The following is a 13,520-nucleotide window of genomic DNA, read 5'->3' as shown; positions in this document are numbered from 1 at the left end:
CGGGTGGGACACGCTAAGGTGGTTACCATGGAGAATTACACTTCGCGTGTCGCCGGGTTATTTGCCGGAGGGGCGGTGGCTGAGGCCGCTGCGATCGATCCGCAGAACACCGAAATGTCCACCGGCACCCAGTTGAGTTTATATGTAGCCGACGGGCTCGTTGAGGTGTTGGAATGGGCCGCCGAAGGCCAGGTCGCTGATCCACCGGCTGCCGTTTGGTTGGCCCTGCTGCGCTGGTATAAAAACCGCTTCGGTACCTTCCCGGATGGACTACCGGCCGCCCCGGATCGCTGGATTGACCACTATGAGCTCTACGCCGGTGCCGTGGATGAGGCGACCAAGTCCGGACTCGAAGAACCCGACATGGGTTTGGTGCACAAACCCCACGGTGTGGATGCCACCGGTGCCGATGCCTTAATGCGCGCAGCACCCCTGGGTATGCTGCCCCAAATGGACGCCCAGTGGGTGACCAACATGTCGCACCAGATTGCGGTGTTGACCCACGCCGAGTGGGTGACCCCGAGTGCTTATAGTCTGTTAGTTCATCACATCCTGACCGGCAAGACGTTACTCGAGTCGGTCACCGAGGTCTTAGACTGGTTGAAAACCACCGACGACGACGTCGAGCTGGCCGAACTGATCCGCACCGGTCTGAGCGCTGGTATTACGGCGCCAGCAACAGCGGCCCAGGTGCTGGCCGCGGCAATTGCTGCGGTGGCCGATACCCTGCAAGAAGCCGTAGCACCCGAACAGCTCTACGCCACCGCCGTGACCAAAGCAGTCAACGCCGAAGGTCACACCCAAGCCACCGCGCTAGTGGCCGGGCAACTGGCCGGAGCGCTGCTGGGCAATACGGCCATCGGCATGCCGTCGAGACTGACACAGTATCCCATGGTCGAAGATGCCATCGACCGGTGGATCAACCTGACCACTTAGGAATGATCATGCGCCGCAATTATTGGGAGTCCATCGTCGCCGCCAGAGCACCCGGACCCGGAGATGATGCGGTGCAGGCCGCAATGCGACGACGTCGGCGCAGAGATTTTCTGCCCAAGCACCAGCGTAAATTTGCCGGTTACAACCGTCCGATTCACATTGGCTATGATCAAACAAATTCACAACCCAGCACGGTAGCCGATATGTTATGGCTGCTGGATGTGCACCCGGGTCACAAGGTGCTTGATATTGGGGCCGGGTCAGGGTGGACGACGGCGATCCTGGGTGACCTGGTCACTAAGACCGGCAGTGTCCTGGGATTAGAAATTATTCCCGAACTCGCCAATACCGCCGCAGCCGCGCTTGAGCAACACAACCTGCCGTGGTGCCGGATCGAAACCGCCACGCACGGCGTGTTGGGTGCACCCAGTGAGGCACCTTTTGACCGTATTCTCGTGTCTGCCGAGGCAGCGCATTTACCTCATGCACTGGTCGAACAATTGACCGACGACGGGATCATGGTCATCACGGTGGCAGGCTACATGTTGCGCGTGGTGCGCCACGGCCCAGATCCCAACGACGCCGAAATCACCCGCCACGGAGCCTACCGGTTTGTGGACCTGATGACTTAGCGGCCACCGGCAGCACCACCGCCACCTCCGCCGCCCACGGCTCCACCACCGGTTGATCCGGCGGTTGGGCTGGAGGTTGACGCCGCAGAACTGACCGACGACAGCATCGAAGTCAACGCGGATTCGGCACCGTGGTGACCACTGCTAAACATCAGCGGATACCACATCGGTGCCGGCCAATCATGATGCGTATAGGTATTTGCCATGGCTTTGGTCCACTGTTTTTGCAGGCCAAACTGCACCGCATAGGGTAACAGGCGATCATAAATATACACATATGACCCGTCGTCAGCTCGGCGCGGTGCGTTGGTGAATGATTGCATCATGTTCAACCGCGCGGCGTCATCGGCTCGTATCACCTGCTCCAGGCTTTCCAGTTGTCGCCGCAGTGCAGCCCCGCGCGGTGTGAGTACCCGGTGTTTGATCACGCAGGTGATACTCAATATCAGACACAGCCCACCCAGCATGATGCTGGCAACCGTCATCGGGGTGTTATCTCTGCTGGTGCCCAATATCAGCAGCACAACAGCCGGAATCAGCAGGCCCATGGCCGTCCAGCCGGCTACCGCTGCACCCGGATGTCGCTGATTCTGCTGATATCCGCGGTCGAGCGCCGTCGTCGTACTGTCTTTCACCACGGCCTGGGTGGCCTGCATAAAGGGTTTGGAGTTCTTCGGGAAATCGAAGGTCTCGCCTGGTTGAAGGTTCGGGAACATCCCGCGCAGTAACAGGTGTTCCTGTGGGTCATCAACCAGTTGGGGGTCAAGCAGGCGCAGCATCGGCTTGGTCTCTGCCTGTTTCAACCACCGTGAGGTTTCTGGTATTTCTTCAATGCGCACGACGCCGCGCACCGCCAAATCCAGGATGGTCGCCACAATCGGATTGTGATGCTTGCCCATCAGTTGCCCGGCAAGCAGTGGATTCACCTGGGACGGAATGCCGTATTCGATACTGGTCTGGCTGGTGTCATGGCGATGACGCCGTACCATCGTCCAGACCGCGAGCGCTCCCCCACCGGCTATCAGCGTTGCCGCAATGACAATGAGTAGTGGCACGACGTCGAGGAGGAAATTGTCCTGGCGTTGCGGGGGTTGGACCACGGTGCCGGGTTCTACTCCGATGGCCACGGTGACGCCGTGGCCGCCCGGCAGCCCTGCCTGCTCAATACTAAAGACTGCCTCATCGCCGTCGGTTCGTTGTATGTCGCAGGCTTGTGAGTCCTGCGGGGTGCCAACATAGCAGGCCGCCGAGCCGGTCAACGCAGCAGTTAACTGCGCATCAAGTGTGATCTGGGCGGTGACTTCAGCAATGTGTTGTGGCCGATCCGACGGGATAATGTCCCAGTAGAACTCATCGGCCTGCTGGGTTGTGTGCATGACGTCGTGAAGCGTATAGGAAATGACATAGGTTTGGGATCCGTGAATGAAATCGTCGTCGCCGATGAGAATACTTCGAAACCCATCGCTGTTATCTACCTCAAATGGTACTGGTGCTCCGGAGCCATCCGTGACAGTAATATGCTCCGGTGCTGCCGGAGCCGACTGATAGCGCAGTGGCAGCGAGCGAATGATCCCGCGGTTTTGGTCAAACTCTGGGAACTCGGCGTGTAATTCTTCGGTGACTTCAGCGACCGCACGCCCGTCGGCATCCAGTCCGACGTCGTAGCTGAGATGCCAAGCAGCATAGTCAAAGTTTTCAACGGTATGCTCGTCAGCGGTTGCTGTACTTGCCCAGCTCAGCGTAAGCAGCAGAGCCCCAAGACAGATAGCCCAATATTTCTTGCCCGCAGGAATAGCACTCATGGCGCAAGTCTAAAACACCCGCTGACATAGGACTACTAGCGTCATGCTGGTCAGGTTGGAGCGATCCGGTCAACGCCAGGTCCGAACTGTGGCATTCTGTAGCATAGGTACTGCAATCTTCAATCAATTCATGCGGAGAGACTGTGAAAACAACATCCCTGCCTCAACGTGCCCCAAGGCGTCGTCATGTGGCACCTCAGGCTCGCTGGGCTTTTGGTTTGGTCATCGTAGTCATCACCGCATTGAGTCTGGTCTTGTCGACCAATGCGCCGAATTTCACGGCTGCACATTGGCATTCCTCCAGGGCTGCTGCAGGTGCTTTCCAGGCCGGTAATGTACCAGCGCCCACACTGACGGGGCAGTGCCAATTTCGTCCGGGGATTCTTGGACTCGGTGCACGAGTGAGAATCTTTTGGAGCCTACCGGATGGCTACACACTCGACGACGTTGAAGTCCACGCCTCGACTTCAGGACTCGGTTCTGTCCTTGCCCCACTGACAGGCTTCAGCCTCAGCGGTAATACGGTGACAACCGCCCAAGGCTACCGTACTGATGTGCCGACGAACCTGTTGGGCGGGTTGCTGGGGCTCGGCTCAGAGTTGGAGATTGCTATTGTTGTCACCGATGGCTCGTGGACCTCCCAGGATGCTGCAGCCGTGGCCAGCAATGCCGGTCTACTTGCCGGCATCGGCGGAAATTGTCGCAACCTCACCTAACCACCGTGGGCCTCGGCCCGGCCGCAGCCTAGACCGCAATACGCATTAAATCGCGGTGGCGTGCGGCCAGTTTTCATTGAGCATCGCCAAGAATTCGGGCTCGGTGACCAATACAATATCCTGGCCTTGGGCACGTCGGGCGACGACGTCGCGCATCTTGCGCTGCTGCAAGCGCGGGTGGTTGGTAATGTCGGTGAGTTCTTCGGGGCGGATGCCGTCTCCAATCACGACCATTGTCGTGGTGGTGTTAATGCGCGACTGGGTCCTGGCACCGTAGGCGGCGGCCTGATTCTTGGCTTCCTGCCGGGAGATGCCCAGCATGCCGGTAAATACTACGTGATGTCCGTAGAGCGGGTGGCGCGGATCGGCGTCGGGATTGACCTGCGGGTTGGTGCCCTCGTTGGGCCAGCGGATCAGATCTGGGAGTTGCTCGGCGGGGACAGCACCGTTATTTGCATCGAATATGCCGGGCATGGTCAGGGCGTGTCGAGTGGGTTTGGAGAGGTTTTCGCCCACGGCGCGGGGCTGCAGCACGCGGCGCTGCATGCCGGTGGCATGTAGGAGTGCGTCCAGGGAGTCTGCCTCGACGCGTCGGGCGACATCTACGACAATCGCGGCCGCGGCTTTAGCATCCTCGAGCGCGTTGTGGTGGTTGTGCAATACGTAGCCGGCTTCGGCGGCGGCAGAGGGCAGCGCGTGGCTGGCCAGCTGGTAGGTTTTGCGTGACAGGCTCAGCGTACAAGCAAATTCCAGGCGTGGAATGGGCTGTTTCGATACTTCGAGTCCAGCTTCGATGACGCCGATATCAAAACCGGCGTTGTGGGCAAAAACGACGTCGTGGTCAATAAATGCATAGAAGTCTTTGAAGTGCTCGGCGAAAGCAGGTGCGGTGACGACGTCGCCGGGGGTGATCCCGTGGATAGCGATATTGCGCGGGTCAAACCGGTCGTATCCGGCCGGCGGTTGCACCAGGGTGTAGTGGGTTGCTACGAGTTTGCCATCGCGGAATTTCGCCGCGCCAATGGCACAGGCCGATCCGCGAAACCCGTTGGCGGTTTCGAAATCGATCGCGGTGAAATTCACTTGCCCAGCACACCTGCCAGATGTGGTGCCAGTGCGCGGAAGGCTTTGCCGCGGTGTGAGATCGCGTTTTTGGTTTCGGAGTCCAGTTCGGCACAGGTCTGACCATATTCGGCCAGTTCCACGATCGGGTCGTAACCAAAACCATTATTGCCGCGGGGTTCGAAGGTCAGGTCGCCTGCCAGTTGGCCAAATTCTACGTGGCGGGTTTCGCCGTCCGGGGTGGCCAAGGCTGCAGCGCACACGAAGGCGGCCCCGCGGTGCGGGTGGTCAATATCGGATAGTTGGGCTAACAGTAAGTCCAGGTTGGCCTGGTCATCGCCGTGGGTGCCGGCCCAGCGCGCCGAGAAAATACCGGGGGCCCCGTGCATGACGTCCACGGTGAGTCCGGAGTCATCGGCTACGGCGATCAGTCCGGTGGCCTGGGCGGTTAGGGTGGCTTTTTTCAGCGCATTGGCTTCAAAAGTCACGCCGTCTTCGACTATGTCGGGGGCGTTGACGGTTGCGGCGTCAATAATTTGTGCCGGGTCTAGTGTGGGGATGGCTTCGGTGAGGATAGCGCGCAGTTCGCGCAGTTTGCCGGCGTTATTGGAGGCCAGGACGATCAGCGGTTCCACGATGTTACGCCTGGGCTGCTAGTTCGGCGGCGCGGGCTTCGGCTGCAGCGTTGAGGGCAGCCTGCTGGATGTCAGTCAGCTGGGTGGTTGCGGCCAGGGCAAGGTCCAGCATGGCATCCAGTTGGGTACGATTGAACGGGTGTTGTTCAGCGGTGCCTTGGATTTCGATGAATTCGCCATCGCCGGTGGTCACCACATTCATATCGGTTTCGGCGCGCACGTCTTCTTCATACGGTAAATCGACCACGGCGACGTCGTCCACCATGCCAACTGACACTGCGGCGACCGAACCGGTCAGCGGCACAGCGGTTGAGCGGATGATGCGTTGTTCGCGGGCCCATTCCACGGCCAGCGCCAGGGCGACATAGGCGCCGGTAATCGCGGCGGTGCGGGTGCCGCCATCGGCCTGAATGACGTCGCAGTCGATAACGATGGTGTTCTCGCCAAGAGCTTTGGTGTCGACGACGGCGCGCAGGGCACGGCCGATGAGTCGGGAAATTTCTTGGGTACGACCCGAGATTTTACCGCGCACGGACTCCCGAGCGGTACGTTCGCCGGTGGCACGCGGCAGCATGGCGTATTCGGCGGTGACCCAGCCGCGGTTTTTACCTTTGAGCCAGCGTGGCACGCCCTGGGTAAATGATGCGGTGCACAGTACTTTGGTGTTGCCAAAACTCACCACGGTGGAACCTTCAGCGTGGGCGGACCAGCCGGTTTCTATGGTGACGGGACGCATTTGGTCGGCGGTGCGGTCATCGGCGCGAGTGGACAAACAGTGTCTCCTTCTAAACGGTATAGGTCACACCGGAAACGGCCACAGCCAGTTGTCCGGCAAAGGTTTCGCGAGCTTCTTGGGATGCGACTAACGGGTCGTTCCAGACGGGAATGTGTGTTAATAGCAGTCGGCCGACGTTGGCTTCGCTGGCCATTTGTCCGGCACGTTTACCGGTCAAATGTACGCCGTCGATCGCATCATCGCGGCCCTCGTGGAATGCGGCTTCGCATAGGAACAGATCGGCGTCTCGGGCGGCTTCGACCAGGCCGGGGGCGGTATCGGTATCTCCCGAATACGTCAGTACCGCGGTGTGTTGTTGACCATCGGGGCCAATTTCTGTGGCTTCCACTCGCAGCGCATAGGCCTCATCAATGGGGTGGCGCACCGGATACGGGGTGATCTTAAACGGGCCGATCTCGATGGGTGTGCGGACTTGCCAGTCGATGAACTCAAAATCCGGGTGCATGCCCGGATCGGGGTCCAGCCCGTAGGCGATGGCAATGCGGTCGGCGGTATCGGCCGGCCCGTACACCGGGATGCGCCCAACGTCCCACCCGTTGGGGTTCCAGCGGACCACGATGTGTAGGCCACACAGATCCATAAAGTGATCCGGGTGCAGGTGCGAAAGCATGATCGCATCGATGTCTTCCAGTGCCACGTAGCGCTGCAGGGTACCCAGCGCGCCGTTACCAATATCGAGGATGATGCGCCAGGTTTTGGGGTCACCAGCCTCGTCAACGCCTTGTGCGGACACTAGGTAACAGGAAGCGGGTGATCCCGGCCCGGGAAATGAGCCTGATGCGCCAATGATGGTGAGCTGCATGTCCTCGATTCCTTTGCTAGTGCGTGGCAGAGCCGGACGTCGGTGCGGCAATTACCGACAGTGTACCGGTCGGGAACTGTTCGGCGACCGTTCGAATCTGCGTTACGCCACCGACCTCTGGGCCTAAGAACCGTTGGGCAAGCTGGGCGAAACTGCCCGGATCCCCGGTGGACATGAACTTGTGTCGCGTGTTGGGGTGCGGGTTTTCTGGCCGGGCACCGGCCGGATTTTCTAACCCGTGGCGGACCAGTTCGCGATACACCGCACGCGCCGTGGACTCCGATGAGGTGACTAAGTTCACATTCTCCCCCATCACATAGCTAATCACCCCGGCCAGTAGCGGGTAGTGCGTGCACCCAAGAATCAAGGTGTCAACCCCGGCGGCTTTGAGGGGCTCCAGGTAGTGTTCGGCCACCGAAATAAGCTCTGGGCCGGTGGTAATTCCACGTTCCACAAATTCAACAAATCGCGGCGCGGCGGCGGAGGTAATGTCTAAGTGTGGTGCCGCAGCAAATGTATCTTCATAGGCTCGCGAGGAAATAGTCGCCTCGGTACCAATGACGCCGACCTTACCGTTTTGCGTGGAAATCACCGCGCGTTGCACGGCGGGTTGGATCACTTCTACCACCGGAATCCCATAGGCGGCAGTGTAACGTTCCCGGGCGTCACGCAGTACCGCGGCGGTGGCCGAGTTACATGCGATGACCAACAGTTTGACTCCGGCGTCGACGAGTTCGTCCATGATGGTCAGCGCCAGACGCCGCACCTGGGCAATCGGTTTGGGACCATACGGGCTGTTGGCAGTATCACCCACATAGACGATGTCCTCATCGGGCAGCTGATCGATAATCGCACGCGCCACGGTCAGCCCGCCGACACCCGAATCGAAAATGCCGATCGGCGCTTGAGGATTGGGCTTCGTCACGATATATCTCCGATCAACGCCTGCATGAGCGTTTCTTGTAGCCAGGACACAAAGTTATATAACAACGCCATGTAGCTTTCTACGTCGGTGGCCTGGTCTACCGAACCGATCGCATGGACCCGCTCGGCATCCTGCTCATCGGTGATTTTCAGTCGCGATGACAGCACCAGGCGCACCTGATTCAATGCGCGCGAAAATGATTCGGCTTCCGCGCGGTTGAGCATTAACGATCCAGACTGCAACAGCGCATAGGCCCGTTGCAAATCGGTGATCTTCTGTTGGCGAATGTCATCCTGAGCCAACTGGCGGAACTGTTCGGAACCGTGGTGGGCGTCGTCACCCGAACGCGCATCCGGCAGTAAGCGTTTGACGGCCGGGTCATCCAGGTTGAGGTGTACGACCTCATCAGTCAACGTCCCGACCAGATTCCAAAAAGCGTCATCGGTGGACGACGCTGCTTCAGCTGGCCCGGGGGCGCGGGGCAGTCGGAGGGATTCGCCGGTCCGAAACCGATCCCGGAACCGGGGTTTGTCGTCATCGAGTTGCTGATCGGCCGGCGATACCCCGCCCAGCAGGGTTAGCACATCGGAAAACAGCGATCGCAGGATTTGCCGTTCGGGCTTTTCGAGAAATGCGGAGTACCCGCGCAGGGTGGATTTAAATGCTAATGCCATAAGAAAAGTGTGCCGTTCCTTACTGATTCTGCTCGTAGGTCGCCCACAGGCCAAATCCGTGCAGTGCCGCGACGTGGCGTTCGGCTTCTTCTTTGGTGCCGTTGGCTACCACGGCTTTGCCTTCGTTGTGTACCTGCAGCATGAGTTTATGGGCAACCGATGCGGTGAACCCAAAATAAGTGCGAAAAACGTAGGTGACATAGCTCATGAGGTTGACGGGGTCATTCCAGACAATCACTTTCCACGGTTCGGCGACCTTGGCGGTTTCCTCAACGGCAATATCCGGGTCGACATCAACAGCACACGTAATGGACATGCCCCATATTCTAGGCAACAACTTGGGCACAAGTGTGCCAATTCGTTCTGGCAAGGCCAAAATGTGTTCTGACGGTGCACAAAGGACTAGTGTGTAAGGCGTGCATAACACCCAACGTGGCATCAGCCCTACTTCGTTTTTTACTGACCACTACGAATTGACCATGGTGGATGCGGCCCGCAAGGCCGGTACTGCCACGCGTCGTGCTGTTTTCGAACTGTTTGCGCGGCGCTTGCCCGCCGGACGAAGATACGGCGTCAGCGCGGGTCAAGGGAGGTTTCTTGAGGGGCTAGCGAATTTCCGGTTCGACGACGAGCACCTTGGTTTCCTCTCCGATCATCATGTTGTGTCCGAAGACACCCTGAACTGGTTGGCTGAGTATCGGTTCACCGGCAATATTTTTGCCTATGCCGAAGGTGAACCCTATTTCCCAAACTCTCCACTGATGCAGGTCGAGTCGACTTTTCAAGAAGCCGTGATCCTAGAAACCTACCTGTTATCGGTGCACAATTATGACACCGCCGTCGCCTCGGCCGCCTCACGCATGACCATGGCCGCCGGTGGCCGCCCGTGCATCGAGATGGGGTCGCGCCGAGCTCATGAAGAAGCCGCCGCGGCCGCTGCTCGTGCCGCCGCGATTGCCGGATTCGATTCGACCTCGAACCTGGCCGCCGGTCTGCGCTACGGTATTACCACCGCCGGCACCGCAGCCCACTCTTTCACGCTGCTGCACGACGACGAACAGGCCGCCTTCGAAGCCCAGGTTGAGGCTATGGGCAACCAGACCACCCTGCTGGTCGATACCTACAACATCGAACAAGGCATCCGGAATGCAGTAGATGTCGCTGGTCCCGAGCTGGCCTATGTTCGCATCGACTCGGGGGATCTATTAGAAGAAGCCCACCACGCCCGGCGCCTGTTGGACGACTTGGGGAATACCAACACCGGGATCGTGGTCACTTCGGATCTGGATGAATATGCGATTGCTGGACTGCGCTCTGCCCCGGTAGATTCCTACGGTGTGGGCACCCAGCTGGTCACCGGCTCAGGCGCCCCAACGGCGTCATTGGTGTATAAACTCACAACCCGCGAAGACCAGCACGGCAACTGGATTGACGTGCAAAAACAGGCTGAGGGTAAAACCAGTCGTGGGGGACGCAAATTTGCCGCCCGCCGGATGCACAATAATGTCGCAACCGCTGAGGTTGTCATTGCAGATGAACAACCCGCCTGGGACGCCAACCACCGACCACTCTTGGTACAGATGGTCACCGAGGGCGAAATCGATTCCCGATACACCGGCGCAGCGGCCGTGCGGCGAGCTGCAGCGCACCATAGCCACACGTTGGCCGAACTGCCTCGTGACGCCCGTCGCTTACAGGCCGGTGAACCCGCCATTCCAACCATTTTTGCATTACACTAGGCTTCCCGGTTACCTACACCGGAGAAACACTCCCATACAAAGGATGAAATCCCATGCATGCTCTGATCATCGTGGACGTCCAAGCGGACTTTTGCGAAGGCGGATCCCTCGCGGTTGAAGGCGGGGCAGAAACGGCTGCATTGATCACCGAATACATCAACCAGTGCGGTGAAAAATACCACGTCATTGCTTCAACCCGCGATTGGCACATCGATCCGGGCCCACATTTCGCCACTGAGCCAGACTTTGAAACCAGCTGGCCTATCCACTGTGTTGCTGGTACTGATGGTGCAGAACTCCATGAAAATATTGACGCGGAGGCAATTGACGCCGAATTTCTCAAAGGCCAGTACACAGATGGGTACTCGGGTTTCGACGGCGTACTTGGCGAGCCGGATACTGTTCGCAGTCAGGACGGCGTCGCCGGACCCTACGGGGCCACCGCTGCCGCCGCTGCTGCAACCGATGCCGATTCCATGACCATGGACGACTGGTTGCGCGATCACGACGTCGAACGAATCACCGTGGTCGGTATTGCCACCGACCACTGCGTACGTGCCACCGCCTTGGATGCCTCCGACGCCGGATATGAAGTCCGCGTGCTCACCAACCTGACCGTTGGGGTCTCCGAAGACAGCATTGATGCCGCACTAGAAGAGATGGAAGACGCCGGCGTGATGCTCTCTGAATGGCCGGGAGCCGACGCCTTCGTGCATTAAACTTTCCTATTCTCAAAGGACCGCTGTTCCCCCAGGACCAGCGGTCCTTTGGTGGTTAACCACGCCGCGGCGAGGTAGTGTCAATGTGCCGGTTGCTGTGGTGACCTCATCGTGGCTGTTGTCGCCCTTTGTATTGGCTTGGCGTTGTTCAACAGTACATTCAGGTGTGTGGCAGGGTGGATGTACCTTTGCTTCCCACCATCGAGTATCGTCCCACTCCAGCAGTGTCTGTGAAGCCTGCACCTGGCCGTAGTCTCCGGTGGCGGGCTATTTTCGTCCGACGAACCAACCCTGTAGGATCTCCAAGCGGTGTTCAATTTGTTCTTTCGTTGCCTGTGCGACAGCAGGTCCACCGGAGAGCTCACGAAGTTTATTGTGTATCATCCCGTGCGGTGTGCCCGTGCGTGCTGACCAAGCCGATACCGAGGATGACAGTTTCTTGCGCAGCTCTTTCATCTGGCGGTGATCAACTACACTAGGATCTTCAGCCGGTTGTTTGCGCGGCTGGCGACGCAACTGTTCGGCCTGGCGCTGTTTAAGCAACGTGGAGACTTGATCAGCATCCAGCAAGCCGGGAATTCCTAGGAAGTCGAGTTCTTCTTCCGAACCAATTGCCCCGCCGGTGCCAAATTCACCACCATCGAATAAGACCTTATCGAATAGTGCCTGCGATTCTAATGCCTGGAACTTGGCGCCGGTCAACGACGACGATGCGGATTCTTCTTGATTGGCTGCTCGCATCAGGTCCTCTTCGGGGGCCTGTTCCAGCTCCTCAACAGAGACACCAGTATCAAGTTCTAGCGCGTGGTCGCGTTCTTCTTCCATCTCATTTGCCAGCTCCATGAGCTTTGGCACGGAGGGCAGAAAGACCGAAGCCACTTCACCACGTTTTCGAGAACGAACGAAACGGCCAACAGCCTGGGCAAAGAACATTGGGGTTGACGTCGAGGTTGCATACACCCCCACGCATAAACGTGGCACGTCAACGCCTTCAGAGACCATGCGCACCGCTACCATCCAGCGCTGAGTGCCCGCTGAGAATTCTTCAATTTTCGACGACGCAGTAGGGTCATCAGATAAGACTGTGATAACTTGCTCGCCGGATAGTTGCTCCAAGATTTCTGCATAGGCGCGGGCATCTTCATGGTCGGTGGCGATGACCAGTCCACCGGCGTCGGGGACATTGCGGCGTACCTCGGTCAGACGCAGGTCGGCAGCTTTCAGGACCGATGGAATCCATTGGCCTTTGGGATCCAGTGCCGTCCGCCAGGCACTTGCGGTCATATCTTTGGTGGCCGCCTCACCGAGTTGAGCTTCCATGACCTCACCGGTTGAGGTTTGCCAACGCATTTGTCCCGAATATGCCATGAAGATGACCGGCCGCACGACATAGTCTCGCAGGGCCGGACCATAACCGTAGGTGTAATCGGCCCGGGAACGCAGCACACCGGTACCGTCGTCCACGTAGTCTACGAATGGGATTTGTGCATCATCCGAGCGAAATGGTGTACCGGTCAGCGATAAACGCCGAGTTGCCGGCTCGAAGGCCTCGCGGATGGACTCACCCCAGGACAAAGCGTCGCCACCGTGGTGGATTTCATCAAGGATCACCAAGCTCCGGGCGGCTTCGGTCCGGTTGCGGTGCAGAATCGGTTTGGAAGCCACCTGAGCATAGGTCACCGCGACCCCCATGTATTCCGATCCATGGCGACCGTCGGAGTTTTTAAAGTTCGGGTCAATCGCCAAACCGATGCGTGCTGCTGAGTCGGCCCACTGGCTTTTGAGATGCTCTGTTGGCGCCACCACTGTGATCCGGGAGATTACTCCGCTTTCGTGTAGCATTTTTGCCACCCGCAGCGCGAATGTGGTTTTACCAGCGCCGGGTGTTGCCACGGTCATGAAGTCTTTACGCGGTTTCTCGAAATACAGTTCAAGGGCTTCTTGCTGCCACTGCCGTAGTTTCGGTGCGGTCCCCCAGGCGGCCCGTTCTGGTAGGGCGGGTGGGAGATCTTCTCCGATCTGAAACAGCGCTTCACTCATGAGTGACGACACAGCCTCCTTCATGGCCTAAGTTCGTGATGA

The 13,520-nt window shown here is 58.7% G+C and carries 14 protein-coding genes; 5 read left to right on the top strand and 9 right to left on the bottom strand.

Translation table 11 applies throughout. The annotated features are described in order from the left end of the window. The first annotated feature begins 27 nt into the window (after positions 1–27). Together K8V32_RS06905 and K8V32_RS06900 are read left to right on the top strand one after the other, a co-directional pair. Complete coding sequence (locus tag K8V32_RS06905) at positions 28–936, top strand: ADP-ribosylglycohydrolase family protein (protein WP_303904865.1); 909 nt, start codon at positions 28–30, stop codon at positions 934–936. 8 nt (positions 937–944) lie between these two features. Beyond that, positions 945–1,568 carry a protein-L-isoaspartate O-methyltransferase family protein gene (locus K8V32_RS06900; protein WP_303904862.1) on the top strand — a complete coding sequence of 208 codons (624 nt, stop codon included), beginning with the start codon at positions 945–947 and terminating at the stop codon, positions 1,566–1,568. On the opposite strand, the gene K8V32_RS06895 is transcribed toward K8V32_RS06900, so the two are convergent. After that, positions 1,565–3,370, bottom strand: a complete 1,806-nt coding sequence (locus tag K8V32_RS06895; protein WP_303904860.1) for a DUF2207 domain-containing protein — start codon at positions 3,368–3,370, stop codon at positions 1,565–1,567. The genes K8V32_RS06900 and K8V32_RS06895 overlap by 4 nt on opposite strands. Before the next feature lie 143 nt (positions 3,371–3,513). Between K8V32_RS06895 and K8V32_RS06890 the strand changes: the two genes are divergently transcribed. Then, positions 3,514–4,086 carry a hypothetical protein gene (locus tag K8V32_RS06890; RefSeq protein WP_303904857.1) on the top strand — a complete coding sequence of 191 codons (573 nt, stop codon included), beginning with the start codon at positions 3,514–3,516 and terminating at the stop codon, positions 4,084–4,086. Between the two features lie 45 nt (positions 4,087–4,131). Here K8V32_RS06890 and K8V32_RS06885 read toward each other — a convergent pair whose 3' ends face one another. Genes K8V32_RS06885 through clpS form a run of 7 tightly spaced genes read right to left on the bottom strand, consistent with a single transcriptional unit; the run spans position 4,132 to position 9,296 of the window. Next, a complete protein-coding gene (locus K8V32_RS06885) occupies positions 4,132–5,169 on the bottom strand; it encodes a 3'-5' exonuclease (RefSeq protein ID WP_303904854.1) in 1,038 nt (345 codons plus the stop codon). Further along, positions 5,166–5,783, bottom strand: a complete 618-nt coding sequence (rdgB, locus tag K8V32_RS06880; RefSeq protein WP_303904851.1) for an RdgB/HAM1 family non-canonical purine NTP pyrophosphatase — start codon at positions 5,781–5,783, stop codon at positions 5,166–5,168. Before rdgB ends, K8V32_RS06885 begins: the two co-directional genes overlap by 4 nt. 4 nt (positions 5,784–5,787) lie before the next feature. After that, positions 5,788–6,555: a ribonuclease PH gene (gene rph, locus K8V32_RS06875; RefSeq protein ID WP_303904847.1), complete on the bottom strand. Its 768-nt coding sequence runs from the start codon at positions 6,553–6,555 to the stop codon at positions 5,788–5,790. A 13-nt stretch (positions 6,556–6,568) separates the two neighbouring features. After that, on the bottom strand, positions 6,569–7,381 hold the full coding sequence (locus K8V32_RS06870) for an MBL fold metallo-hydrolase (RefSeq protein ID WP_303904844.1): 813 nt from the start codon (positions 7,379–7,381) through the stop codon (positions 6,569–6,571). Positions 7,382–7,397: 16 nt separating this feature from the next. Next, positions 7,398–8,306: a glutamate racemase gene (murI, locus tag K8V32_RS06865; protein WP_303904841.1), complete on the bottom strand. Its 909-nt coding sequence runs from the start codon at positions 8,304–8,306 to the stop codon at positions 7,398–7,400. Next, positions 8,303–8,980 carry a DUF2017 family protein gene (locus tag K8V32_RS06860; protein ID WP_303904838.1) on the bottom strand — a complete coding sequence of 226 codons (678 nt, stop codon included), beginning with the start codon at positions 8,978–8,980 and terminating at the stop codon, positions 8,303–8,305. Before K8V32_RS06860 ends, murI begins: the two co-directional genes overlap by 4 nt. Before the next feature lie 19 nt (positions 8,981–8,999). Then, positions 9,000–9,296: an ATP-dependent Clp protease adapter ClpS gene (gene clpS, locus K8V32_RS06855; protein ID WP_303904835.1), complete on the bottom strand. Its 297-nt coding sequence runs from the start codon at positions 9,294–9,296 to the stop codon at positions 9,000–9,002. A 163-nt stretch (positions 9,297–9,459) separates the two neighbouring features. On the opposite strand from clpS, the gene K8V32_RS06850 reads away from it, so the two are divergent. Next, positions 9,460–10,719 (top strand): nicotinate phosphoribosyltransferase, encoded by a 1,260-nt coding sequence (locus K8V32_RS06850; RefSeq protein WP_303904962.1) that lies wholly within the window; start codon positions 9,460–9,462, stop codon positions 10,717–10,719. A 53-nt stretch (positions 10,720–10,772) separates the two neighbouring features. After that, positions 10,773–11,438 carry an isochorismatase family protein gene (locus tag K8V32_RS06845; RefSeq protein WP_303904832.1) on the top strand — a complete coding sequence of 222 codons (666 nt, stop codon included), beginning with the start codon at positions 10,773–10,775 and terminating at the stop codon, positions 11,436–11,438. 267 nt (positions 11,439–11,705) lie between these two features. Here the strand turns inward: K8V32_RS06845 and K8V32_RS06840 are convergent, their stop codons facing one another. Next, positions 11,706–13,478, bottom strand: a complete 1,773-nt coding sequence (locus tag K8V32_RS06840) for a DEAD/DEAH box helicase (RefSeq protein ID WP_303904958.1) — start codon at positions 13,476–13,478, stop codon at positions 11,706–11,708. Between the last annotated feature and the right edge of the window lie 42 nt (positions 13,479–13,520).

The organism is Enteractinococcus helveticum, from assembly GCF_020742345.1.
Lineage (GTDB): Bacteria > Actinomycetota > Actinomycetes > Actinomycetales > Micrococcaceae > Yaniella > Yaniella helvetica_A.
This window is presented reverse-complemented; position numbering and strand designations above follow the sequence as displayed.